Genomic DNA, 12,147 nt, shown 5'->3' with positions numbered 1-12,147 from the left:
AAGTTTCCTTGGTTACTTTAGAAATACCTGATTGAAATCACGTTTCAGGATGGCATCTCTTCTCGCTTTTTTCAGTTGTTTCACCATGTCCTTCACACAATTGTGTAAAACTTGGTCTAATAAAGAAGCTCGGTACTCTTCTTTATCTTGCTCTGACATATCTTCGGGAAGTTTTATGGTAGGGAATTCTTCCATTACATTTAAGCCAGCAAATGCTTGGCTTACAGAAACTAGCGCATGGAATTGCTCAAAGTTGTCTAACACATTCTGAGCACTAGCTGGTAACACATCCCATGATTCTCTAACTGCCTCTTCAGAAACTTCGTGAATCGACGTTACCATCAAGTGCATTTCTTCAGGAACATTGTCAAACTCAATAACTTGGCGCAATTCAGCTGATACGGTCGTAAGGTCGACTTTTTGTTGTGGGGTTTCGTTTTCGTTTGACATAAATTTTCTTCCAATGTTCAAAAAGCACATGCTAGGAATATCGCGATAAAAGTCAACAAATTACTGACAATATATAGGGTACACGACGTTCAGCATGCTATATTAATTTCATACCGTCAGAATAATAACAGCTTGAGTCTATGAAATCTCCGAATACGTCAATGAGGGTTTTACTTGTCGATGACCTGCAATTTGAGCGCATGCAACTTGCGATTCGCCTTAAGCAGCTTGGTCATGTTGTAGAGGTTGTTGAGAGTGGAGAGCGAGCACTTGATGTCTATTCATCATTTGATCCTGAATTAGTTTTACTTGATATCAATATGCCTGATATGGATGGATTTGAAGTCGCTAAAGAGATTCGAGCTCGCGACGATGACTGGGTTCCCATTATATTTCTAAGTAGCCACGAAGAGCCTGAAACCATTGCGAAAGCTATTGAAACAGGTGGTGACGACTATTTGGTAAAGCCTGTAAATAAGGTTGTACTTGGTGCAAAGATGAATGCCATGCAGCGTATTGCCCAAATGCGTAGAGAGCTAAAACTGGTTTCATCTCAATTAGAACAAGTAAACATACACCTCCAACAGCAAGCAAATGAGGATGGTCTTACACAAGTTTACAACAGGCGGTATGTCGATAAAGAATTGAGAGACATGGTATCTTGGCATGGTAGGCACCAGCTACCGCTAACTGTCATACTTCTAGATGTTGATCACTTTAAAGCCTATAACGATCATTATGGTCATATAGAAGGGGATGCTTGCCTACAACAAATAGCATCCACATTAGACCAATGTTTTGCTCGCTCCGGAGAATTGGTCGGTCGATATGGTGGTGAGGAGTTTGTTGTTATTGTGAGCAATGCAAATGCCGAAGATGCGCTAAAACAGGCTATTCGTGTACAAAAGTCTATTCATTCGTTAAGCATTCCGCATTCCAAGTCTTCTACCAATGATATTGTGACACTGTCACAGGGTGTTTACTCTTTTATTCCCACCGGTCGTGAAAGCGCTGAAGACGTTTATGGTGCTGCTGACGTTTTGCTCTATAAGGCGAAAGCAGAAGGTCGTGATAGATACGTCACAAACTGATTCTTTGTATTAATCACTAAACCGTAAATTATTCACTGCTACTGAAAATCATGAAGAACAGCTAAGAGCTAAGCCTTGAGCCCAATCAGGAGCTGGATGTGTGTCTTTTTCCAGCCCAGATTCATCTGAAAAAGGGGCTTCAAGCAAAAGTCTTAAACGCTTCACTTCCGAATAGTCGCCTTGATTCGCCATATCAATTGCATGTTGAGCCATATAATTTCTTAGGATGTATTTTGGATTGGTTGCACGCATTGTTAGACAACGTAGACCTACTTCGCTTGATTCTCTTTCTAGCCTTTTCTCATAGTTATCAAACCAAGCTATTGCTGGTGAAGTTTCAGCAAATTGTGCCAAAAAATCTTCAGCACCTACTTTATCGACATTAGAAAGAGCACGAAAAGTGTTGGTATAATCCGCTTCTTGCGATTTCATTAACGCGAACAACTCATTGAACAATTCGGTATCTCCGGTTTCAGATTCGGCGAGGCCCAATTTTGCTCTCATATGTAGGCTATATTCTTTGGTGAGGTGTGAATAATAATCATCAAGCGCACTCTCTAATTCTTGTTTTTCTACTAGTGGCGATAGTGACTGTGCCAATGCGGTTAAATTCCATAAACCGATCGATGGTTGATTATCAAACGCGTATCGACCTTGGTAATCCGAGTGATTGCAAATAAAGGATGGATCGAATTTTTCCATCATCCCGAAAGGACCGTAATCAAACGTTTCGCCTAGAATGGACATGTTATCGGTATTCATCACCCCATGAGCAAAACCAATAGCCTGCCAATGGGCGATCATAGATGCTGTGCGCGAGACAACGTCTTTGAAAAACGAAAGGTAAGGGGAGCCTGACGATCGAGCCAATGGAAAATATTGGTCGATAACATAATCAGCAAACAATCTAAGATCGTCATGTTGGCTGGTATAATATAAGTACTCAAAGTGACCAAATCTGATGTGTGTTTTGGCAATACGGATGCATACAGCACCTTGTTCCACTTGCTCTCGGTAAACGGGGGTATCACTCACGATTAAACCAAGCGCTCTGCTGGTCGGTATCTTTAGGCTATGCATAGCCTCGGACATCAGATATTCGCGGATACTGGAACGCAAAACTGCTCTTCCATCTCCTTGACGAGAATAGGGTGTTAAACCTGCTCCTTTTATATGAATATCATATTGAGATTCGTCTGCGTGAACCTGACACAGGAGCAAACCACGCCCATCACCTAAATCAGGGTTGTAAGACCCAAATTGGTGACCAACATATTTCATTGCAATTGAAGGGTATGTCGTCAGTGATGTTGAGCCTGAAAGAATGGACAACATTTCATCGTCTGGTTTTTTGGGGAATCCTAAATGCATTGCTAGCGGCGTATTCCAATCAACCCAGCGCACATTTTCTAACGAAGTTGGATCCACCTCAGTAAAAAAGTGCTGCGGTAAGTTTATGAAGGGGTGAGAGAGTTTGGCGCCTTTCCAAGTATGCATATTTAAACCTAGATAAATGTGGTTATGTTAAAATCTTACCACAAGGTTTTTAGCACAAATACTCGTGTATATTATGGGTATGAAAAAGCCACCTGAATGAGGTGGCTGTTCTATCTAGCAGCAAGCTAAGAATCAGATGGCATTGACGTCTTCGGCTTGTGGTCCTTTTTGTCCGTCTGTAACAACAAACGATACTTTCTGACCATCTTCTAGGTTACGGCGCCCCGTCCCTTGAATTGCAGAAAAATGAACAAATACGTCTTTACCACCTGTTTCAGGAGTGATAAATCCGAAACCTTTATCTTGGTTAAACCACTTTACCGTGCCATTGACTTTTTGACTCATAATTAAACTCTTTATATATACAAATTGATGCAGATTGTTTCCTGCAAAATCGAAGTTACCGTAAACTAAAAGAGTAGGCTAGCGAATTATGAATGAACAACATAAAGGTGTGATCTTAGACCATTTTCGGAACAACAATGAAAGGATATGTGTTTAAAAAGAGAGATATCAACAGACTCAACTAGTAACGACGCAATTTCGTCCACTTTTTTTCGCTTTATATAGTGCCTCATCAGCTGCTTTAAGTACCTTTTTAGGGTGTTTTATATCTGAACTATCCGCTACACCGATACTTATCGTCACATTCACTGTTTTCTCAGTATTATTAGAGCCTCGCTTTTTGGTTCCCAATTTATCATCTTTAGGGCGATCAGAGCGATTTCTTACAACCATGTCATAGCTGGCAACGTTTTCTCTTAATTCGTCAAGAAAAGGAAAAGATTCATCTGCGGTCTTTCCTTTAAATAACACCGTGAATTCTTCACCACCATAACGATAAACTTTGGCTTTACCTTCGACGCTTTTAAGTGTCTTTGCGACCAAACGAAGTACATCATCTCCCGTATCGTGCCCATGGGTATCATTGAACTTCTTGAAGTGATCAACATCCAGCATAGCAATCGAGTAATTTCGACCTAAATGACCCATCTCGTTTTCCAATGCTCTTCGGCTGGGGATCTCGGTTAACTGATCGATAAAAGCCAGTGAGTGGCTAGTAGACATGATGTTGTATATCAGCAAAATACCGGCAAGAGAGAAAAACACAGCCGAAATATACGACAGTTGAAAGAATCCAAACGTGACGGTAGACAACAATAGGCAGTTATATACTGCATAATCAAGAGCTTCTCGACGTGTTAGTACCATAATTGCAGAAATGCCAACAAAAATTACACTGTACAAAACCGCTAAAAATGGAAGTTTTGATACTTGGGGAATCGAAAATAAGATGCCTTCCCATAAATGATCCATCCCATTTTGTGAAAAGTGCTCAACTGTAAGGTATGCCCAACCCATGAACATACTAAGCAGAAGTAAATACGCGACGCCCGTCTTTGAAAAAAAACGTTTGTTTGGGAAAAGGTAAACGGTCATACATGAGACAGGCATTAAAAATGCCAAGATTGAGAATTCAAGTTTGGTCGTTCCAAAATTTAGTGGGACCTGCAGTCTTTCTTGTATCACCAAATATGCCAGCATCATGGATACCGCTATCATGCCCATTCGGCCTTGGTTAAAGCTGTGGCACAAGATCAGCGCGATAGAAAACAATAGATAAGGAAGAAACCCAATAGCACCTTGGTTTTGACTGATAAGAGGGGTAAGTTGATCGATACCATGGAGAATGCCTGTTACCAGGAATAAAGGGAATAGGAATCGGACCAGGTTTGCGTTTATCGCAGGTAAAGTCATTTGAGTTCAAAAAATCCGTCAACAGCAGCTACATATAGCCGGATCAGCATAAAGGAATAGGATACTTTTATTCACATAATTTCCAAGCGTTTTGCTAAACTTATTATGAAAAATAGCGTACTACTGCGCATTTAGGCTAGTTTTTATGATACAAAACGAATAGGTCGATGAAGCAGAGACAAGTCCATTGGCTTTGTTACTGATTAAGCGTTTATATCGGAATAGACGTCATGATTGAAACATAGGGAAGTACATAAATGAAAATAAGCGTCGATGTGCACAACTATATGGAGACATTAGTAGGAAACCGTCTAGGAGAACCTGACTATTCAGAAAGTTATGATAGTGAGCAACTTGCCGATTTGGCTTGTATTGCATTAAACCAATTACGTCCAATTTATATTCGACATGATATAGATTTTTTGTCCGCATTGCCTGAGGAGCGTCTTGTTGTCTTGAGAAAACAGGTTGACGATGCGCTCATAGCAGCGGAAAGCATGATAAAAGATGATCGCCGTAAGCGAACTGAAGATAGTATTCCTGTTATTTTTACCAAACCTAGACGGCATGATGACGATGAATTAGAGTGGTACGAAGTACCAATCCTAAAAAAGAAAGAAGAATAAGGAGCAATTTGTGGGACTCTTTTCTCGTTTATTTGGTGGTTCAAAAGAAGCCGTCGTACAAGAAGCAGAACCTGTTGAGTATAATGGTTATCTGATTTACCAAGAACCAAAACCTGAAGGCGGTCAGTATCGTATAGCCGGGCGAATAACTAAAACCTTTGAATCAGGCGAAACCAAAACACATACATTTATTCGATCTGACGTTTTAGCAACTGAATCCGATGCAAATGAGTTCATGCTAAAAAAGGCGCAGATGTTTATTGACCAAATGGGCGATAATATTTTCAACTAAATAGTTTTTTTGCAGCACATCGAATTGATTTTAGTCACCTTTTTGAGAGCCATTAAGCAGTATGCTTAATGGCTCTTTCATTTGTTTTGAAAAATTAAAAACTTTTTGAAAGTTGAAAACATAACTGAATTTAATTGCGATAATTTTTTAAGATAAAGATGAGGCTCCTTCATTCTTTAACGTTATATCTAATGAAACATAGCGTTTTCAATACGTTTTAGTTGAAGTTAATCTCATCGTTAGATAAAAACTGATTATTAATTGTGCATTTAGTAGGGAATAACTATGCAAATTGGTGTGCCTAAAGAAACACTCGCAGGTGAAAGGCGAGTGGCTGCAACGCCGAAAACGGTAGAGCAGTTATTAAAGCTGGGATTTGATGTCTCGGTTGAGAGCCAAGCAGGGGTTCTGGCAAGTTTTGATGATACAGCTTTTGAATCAGCTGGCGCGACTGTTGTCTCTCGAGATAACGTTTGGAAAAGCGACCTGATTCTAAAAGTAAATGCTCCTCAGGTCGATCCTGAATCTGGCGTTGATGAATTTGATTTGATTAAAGAAGGTGCGAGCCTTATCAGCTTTATTTGGCCTGCACAAAATGAAGCTCTCATGGAGAAGTTATCCAGCAAAAACATCAACGTGATGGCGATGGATGCCGTACCAAGAATTTCGAGAGCGCAAGCCCTTGACGCATTAAGTTCTATGGCAAATATCGCAGGATATCGTGCAGTGGTTGAAGCCGCGCATGAATTCGGGCGCTTTTTTACCGGTCAAATTACAGCTGCTGGTAAAGTACCTCCTGCAAAAGTCCTGGTAGCTGGAGCCGGTGTGGCTGGTCTTGCAGCCATTGGTGCAGCAGGTAGCTTAGGGGCGATTGTACGCGCATTTGATGTTCGGCCAGAAGTAAAAGAGCAGGTCCAATCTATGGGGGCTGAGTTTTTAGAAGTAGATTTTCAAGAAAACTCAGGGTCTGGTGATGGCTATGCCAAAGAAATGTCCGATGAATTTAATAAAAAGGCAGAAGAGCTGTACGCTGCTCAAGCCAAAGACGTCGACATTATTATTACGACAGCTCTTATTCCTGGTCGACCGGCACCCAAACTAATTACAAAGGCAATGGTCGATAGTATGAAAGCGGGCAGTGTCATCGTCGATCTTGCTGCAGCAAATGGCGGCAACTGTGAGTACACGGTAGCCGATGAAGTGATCACCACCCCGAATGGTGTAAAAATTGTGGGTTATACCGATATGGTTGGTCGACTCCCCACTCAATCCTCACAGCTTTACGGAACCAACCTCGTCAACCTTCTAAAACTGCTATGTAAAGAGAAAGACGGTAACATCGACATCAATTTCGAAGATGTCGTCTTAAGAGGGGTTACAGTAGTCAAAGAGGGTGAAATCACTTGGCCCGCACCTCCAATACAAGTATCCGCTCAACCAGAAGTAAAACCCAAAGCTCAACCCGTTGAAACTGCTAAAGAAGAACCTGCTTCACCTTTCAAAAAGGTAGCGGCGCTGGCTATAGGGGTAGGTGCGTTTGCTTGGGTTGCCTCTGTCGCTCCAGCTTCGTTCCTTGCTCACTTTACGGTATTCGTCTTGGCCTGTGTTGTCGGCTATTACGTCGTTTGGAATGTCTCGCATTCACTTCATACTCCGCTGATGTCTGTTACCAACGCCATCTCTGGAATCATCGTTGTGGGAGCTTTATTGCAAATAGGACAAGGGAGTGGGGTCGTTACCTTCTTGTCTTTTATCGCCGTTCTAATTGCAAGCATTAATATATTTGGTGGTTTTACCGTCACCAAACGTATGCTTGAAATGTTCCGTAAAGACTAAAGGAGAGTAATCACATGTCTGCAGGATTAGTACAAGCCGCATACATTGTCGCCGCAATACTCTTTATCATGAGTTTAGCGGGGCTATCTAAGCAAGAATCTGCGCGAGCAGGTAACTATTACGGCATCGCTGGTATGGCAATTGCCCTTATCGCAACCATTTTTGGACCCGATACATCTGGCGTAGTGTGGATCATTCTTGCAATGGTTATTGGTGGCGGTATTGGTATTCATTACGCTAAAAAGGTCGAAATGACCGAAATGCCTGAACTCGTAGCCATTTTGCATAGCTTTGTTGGTATGGCCGCTGTTTTAGTTGGCTACAATAGCTACATCGATCCACCGGCTATCGCGGTAACAGATGTTGATGCACATGCTAAACACGTCATCCACATGGTTGAAGTGTTTTTAGGCGTCTTCATAGGTGCGGTTACATTTACAGGATCGGTAGTAGCGTTTGGTAAGCTAAGAGGGGTTATAAATTCGTCCGCATTGAATTTACCTCATAAGCACAAATTGAACTTAGCTGCGTTAGTTGTATCAGCCTATCTATTGGTGCATTTTGTCGAAGCTGATGGAAGCATGTTCGCACTCATTTTAATGACGCTCATTGCTTTTGTATTTGGCTATCATCTCGTGGCATCGATTGGTGGCGCCGATATGCCGGTTGTTGTTTCCATGCTCAACTCATACTCTGGTTGGGCGGCGGCCGCAGCTGGTTTCATGCTAGCAAACGACCTCCTAATCGTAACCGGTGCACTTGTTGGCTCTTCAGGCGCTATCCTTTCATACATCATGTGTAAGGCTATGAATCGCTCTTTTATTAGTGTTATTGCGGGTGGATTTGGTCAGGAAGTTTCGGTGTCTAGCGGTGATGAAGAACATGGAGAGCATACTGAAACATCGGCTGAAGAAGTCGCGGAAATGCTGAAAAACTCTAAGTCAGTGATTATCACTCCAGGATATGGAATGGCAGTAGCGCAAGCTCAATACCCAGTACATGAAATTACTGAAAAGTTGCGAGCTCATGGCGTCGAAGTTCGATTTGGCATACACCCCGTAGCGGGTCGATTACCAGGCCATATGAACGTATTGTTAGCAGAAGCTAAAGTGCCATATGACATTGTTCTTGAAATGGATGAGATTAACGACGATTTCCCAGAAACCGACACTGTTTTGGTTATTGGTGCGAACGATACGGTAAACCCTGCCGCGCAGGAGGATCCAAATAGCCCAATCGCTGGAATGCCAGTACTTGAAGTCTGGAATTCCCAAAACGTTATCGTGTTCAAGCGTTCGATGAATACGGGTTATGCTGGTGTACAAAACCCACTATTCTTCAAAGAGAATACTCAGATGCTCTTTGGGGATGCGAAAGAGTCTTGTGTAAAAATATCTGCCCATTTGTAATTCAAGCTCAGTGCTTTAAATACGCTTAATGATAGAAGGGAAGCATTAGCTTCCCTTTTTTACTTTTGCCGTATGTGACAACGTCACTATGTATGAATAGTGTAAACTCTTCCAATATAACCATCGCGAATGTCAGCAATTGGTTAATAACGTAGAGCTGCTGTTATAATCACATTCTTATTAGTGTTATATTGCGAACTCACCGATAAATGCCATAGAGAACGAAACAGCTTTGCTAAGAAATATCGTATATTTGACTTTAGGCTGCGTTTTTACATCCGCCGTTTACGCACAAAGCTTGCCAGAGAGAATTGAGGAATTTAAAAGTCAATTTGATACCTCTAAGGCAGTTGATTCCTATGACATGCGTATTATTCAGTCCGATTTCCCCAACAAGCTTCTAACGCCTGAATCGATGCTACCTCAGACGGCGAATTATCCTTTAAAAGATATACAGCGGCTTTACAGCTTATCTGAAACCTGTAAAGGCAAGCTTCCTTTAAGTCCGCTAATTACAGAGCCTCTTGTTTTTACACGTGCTATTTGTAAAGGGACCAAGCTCCCCATTAAATGGTTTGCGCGATCTGGCTTAATCCACCCAGGTGGCGGTACGTATGCGGCACGTTACGCCGTAACTCACCCCGATATGTATGAGCAATTAGAAGACTACATGCACATCGAAGAGAGACCTGAGTCAAGTACATCCAGTTTGTTAGGCAAGTTGCAGCGCATGGATTACATCACGATGAAGGCATTGCTCTCAGGTTCTGAAATGTTAATGCATGATAGTGAACTTTGGCTGCGACAAGGTGACCAATATTTAATATTCCCCCAAGATTTGTGGGAAACATTACTGAAACAGCAAGAAATAAAGGCGACGCTATACAATGGCAAAGCTAGCTGTTTCGTTAAAAGCGGAAATATATGCTGGGAAGTAGAAAACCATTCTGATTTGCTTTTGCATATCATGATAGGGCTGGCGATATTCAATGTTGTTTTGATTCTTGGTTGGGCTGTTACTCGCTGGAATAGCAAGCGCAAAGAGATGCAAAGTAGGATGTTAGTTTTACAGATTCTGACCCACGAATTGCGAACGCCGATAGCCAGCCTGTCACTAACCGTTGAAGGTTTTAGAAGAGAGTTCGAGAACCTTCCTGAAACGGTATACGACGAATTTCGACGATTATGCGAAGACTCTAGGCGATTACGCCAATTAGCAGAGGCAAGTAAGGACTATTTGCAATCGGATAATCAACAACTTTCTAGTGAATGGCTTCCTTCTGTGAAGGAATGGCTAGAGTACAGATTTGAGGAATTAGAACAACCAATACATATCGAGTTAGATAAAGATAGCGCTATAAAGGTGAACATCTACTGGTTAGGTACCTGCTTAGACAATTTAGTAAACAATGCCGTCAAATATGGTGTGGCGCCGGTTGGTTTAAGTGTTAAAACAAAAAAGAATTGTGTGATTTTTAAGGTTACCGACCAAGGTAATTTAACTAAGAGAGATTGGAAGACGCTTCGAAAGCCTTTTGTGAGTAAAAGTGGACTGGGGCTAGGTTTGACAATTGTAGAGTCAATGGTTGAACGAATGGGAGGCAAAATGTCTCTTCAAGGCCCGCCAACAACATTTATATTGGAGATACCCTGTGAAACAGACACTGCTTCTGGTTGAAGATGATAAAAACTTAGCGGATGGATTGCTTGTAAGCCTAGAGCAAGCAGGTTATGAATGCCACCACGCGGAAACAATTTCTGAAGTAAGCCCGTTATGGGACAAAGCTGATCTTGTCATTTTAGACAGGCAGTTACCAGATGGTGATTCCGTAACTCATTTGCCAGAATGGAAGAAAATCAAACAAGTTCCTGTGATTTTGCTAACGGCTTTAGTTTCCGTAAAGGACAAAGTTAACGGGCTTGATGCCGGTGCAAATGATTATCTGACCAAGCCTTTTGCGGAAGCTGAGCTATTTGCCCGCATCCGTGCACAGATGAGAGCACCAGATGGAGAAGAATTGGATGAATCTCGTGTTACAACCGAGCATTTGGTTATCGATAAAAACACTCGTGATGTCATCTACAAAGAAGAAAACGTTACCCTAACTCGTACCGAGTTCGATCTTCTGTTGTTTTTGGCAACCAATTTAGGACGTGTATTTACAAGAGACGAGCTGCTTGATCACGTTTGGGGATACAACCACTTTCCTACGACTCGAACCGTCGATACGCATGTGTTGCAACTTAGACAAAAACTACCAGGCATCGACATCGAAACGTTGCGTGGTGTCGGATATAAGATGAAAAGCTAATGTTCCGCCATTTACTTACGGGGTTAATTTGCATTTTACCGATGACTGCTCACTCGACGAATCAGTGGTTTGAGCAGCAAACCTCGCTGACAAGTGCACACCAAAAACTTCTAGAAGATGATTTAGAGGGAGCATTCTCAGCAATAGTTGAAGTATGGCAGCAAAATCCATCGAAATACGTCGCTAATCACTTAGATCAACTATTTCTTAAGTCTATAGAGAGAGATTGTGGCCGCTCCTTGAACGTTGAAGGGCTGCCAGACTGGATTGATGAAGTGGTTATAAGGCGTCAGATGATCCAATCTCCAGGTAGAAATAATTCAAGTGTGATCATCGACGTATTAGGAAATAAGGAAATAGAATCGATTGAATTAGATCGCTGGGGTGAACAAAGTGTGTCCAATGAGTCATCCTTTGACAAACTTAGCTCAGAGTCCTCTAAGCAAAACATATTTCAAAAACGGTATAGCTTGAATGCGCGTTTAGCTAGCGGGTTATATCTTTTAAAGATAAAGCCGATAAATGAAGAACCTTGGGTTACATGGGCTGTTATGTCGGAGCCGCAAGCTAAGCAAATCGTTAGATGGCAATCCAAGGATAACTGGAAAGTGGAGAAAACAGGTCTTCTGAATAAGCACTGTCCACTTCCTGTGCTAAACATTTCACTATTCGACTTTCTTGAGGGAAAGTATCAAAAGGTATGGTCACAAGAATATGAAAGTGATTACCCCAGCTCAATACCTTTAAGAGATTTGGATCCAGATCGATATGTATTAGCTGTATCAATTACACACCGTCGATGGCAAGGTGCAGTTTCTATTGAAGATCAACAAGTAATTAGTAAAACCTACGATATTTCGGTGGATTAATAATACT

General features: G+C 41.7%; 12 protein-coding genes. 8 read left to right on the top strand and 4 right to left on the bottom strand.

From position 1 onward, the window contains the following. Positions 1–12 precede the first annotated feature (12 nt). On the bottom strand, positions 13–450 hold the full coding sequence (locus LDO37_RS23435) for a DUF3069 domain-containing protein (RefSeq protein ID WP_101115053.1): 438 nt from the start codon (positions 448–450) through the stop codon (positions 13–15). A gap of 140 nt (positions 451–590) precedes the next feature. Between LDO37_RS23435 and LDO37_RS23430 the strand changes: the two genes are divergently transcribed. Then, on the top strand, positions 591–1,541 hold the full coding sequence (locus tag LDO37_RS23430) for a GGDEF domain-containing response regulator (protein ID WP_126607249.1): 951 nt from the start codon (positions 591–593) through the stop codon (positions 1,539–1,541). 48 nt (positions 1,542–1,589) lie between these two features. On the opposite strand, the gene LDO37_RS23425 is transcribed toward LDO37_RS23430, so the two are convergent. The 3 genes from LDO37_RS23425 to LDO37_RS23415 form a co-directional block, all read right to left on the bottom strand. Further along, positions 1,590–3,038, bottom strand: a complete 1,449-nt coding sequence (locus tag LDO37_RS23425; RefSeq protein ID WP_126607250.1) for a protein adenylyltransferase SelO — start codon at positions 3,036–3,038, stop codon at positions 1,590–1,592. A 132-nt stretch (positions 3,039–3,170) separates the two neighbouring features. After that, the gene (locus LDO37_RS23420; RefSeq protein WP_101115056.1) at positions 3,171–3,383 is read right to left on the bottom strand and encodes a cold-shock protein; all 213 of its coding nucleotides are present in this window, start codon (positions 3,381–3,383) and stop codon (positions 3,171–3,173) included. A 177-nt stretch (positions 3,384–3,560) separates the two neighbouring features. Then, entirely contained in the window at positions 3,561–4,796 is a 1,236-nt protein-coding gene (locus LDO37_RS23415) for a GGDEF domain-containing protein (protein WP_126607251.1), read from the bottom strand. Between the two features lie 257 nt (positions 4,797–5,053). On the opposite strand from LDO37_RS23415, the gene LDO37_RS23410 reads away from it, so the two are divergent. The 7 genes from LDO37_RS23410 (at position 5,054) to LDO37_RS23380 (ending at position 12,140) form a co-directional block, all read left to right on the top strand. Continuing rightward, the gene (locus LDO37_RS23410; protein ID WP_101115058.1) at positions 5,054–5,422 is read left to right on the top strand and encodes a late competence development ComFB family protein; all 369 of its coding nucleotides are present in this window, start codon (positions 5,054–5,056) and stop codon (positions 5,420–5,422) included. Between the two features lie 10 nt (positions 5,423–5,432). Further along, positions 5,433–5,714 carry an HlyU family transcriptional regulator gene (locus LDO37_RS23405; protein ID WP_126607252.1) on the top strand — a complete coding sequence of 94 codons (282 nt, stop codon included), beginning with the start codon at positions 5,433–5,435 and terminating at the stop codon, positions 5,712–5,714. 285 nt (positions 5,715–5,999) lie between these two features. Next, on the top strand, positions 6,000–7,550 hold the full coding sequence (locus LDO37_RS23400; RefSeq protein ID WP_126609042.1) for a Re/Si-specific NAD(P)(+) transhydrogenase subunit alpha: 1,551 nt from the start codon (positions 6,000–6,002) through the stop codon (positions 7,548–7,550). A 14-nt stretch (positions 7,551–7,564) separates the two neighbouring features. Next, a complete protein-coding gene (gene pntB / locus LDO37_RS23395) occupies positions 7,565–8,959 on the top strand; it encodes a Re/Si-specific NAD(P)(+) transhydrogenase subunit beta (protein WP_126609041.1) in 1,395 nt (464 codons plus the stop codon). 232 nt (positions 8,960–9,191) lie between these two features. Further along, positions 9,192–10,637 (top strand): sensor histidine kinase VxrA, encoded by a 1,446-nt coding sequence (gene vxrA / locus LDO37_RS23390; RefSeq protein WP_224055914.1) that lies wholly within the window; start codon positions 9,192–9,194, stop codon positions 10,635–10,637. Then, the gene (gene vxrB / locus LDO37_RS23385; RefSeq protein ID WP_101115062.1) at positions 10,612–11,271 is read left to right on the top strand and encodes a response regulator transcription factor VxrB; all 660 of its coding nucleotides are present in this window, start codon (positions 10,612–10,614) and stop codon (positions 11,269–11,271) included. Before vxrA ends, vxrB begins: the two co-directional genes overlap by 26 nt. Further along, the gene (locus tag LDO37_RS23380; RefSeq protein WP_126609040.1) at positions 11,271–12,140 is read left to right on the top strand and encodes a DUF2861 family protein; all 870 of its coding nucleotides are present in this window, start codon (positions 11,271–11,273) and stop codon (positions 12,138–12,140) included. Before vxrB ends, LDO37_RS23380 begins: the two co-directional genes overlap by 1 nt. Positions 12,141–12,147: the final 7 nt, after the last annotated feature.

Source organism: Vibrio penaeicida (assembly GCF_019977755.1).
Taxonomy (GTDB): Bacteria; Pseudomonadota; Gammaproteobacteria; order Enterobacterales; family Vibrionaceae; genus Vibrio; species Vibrio penaeicida.
Note: the sequence above shows the minus strand (reverse complement) of the source record. Positions and strands in the feature narration are given on the sequence as shown.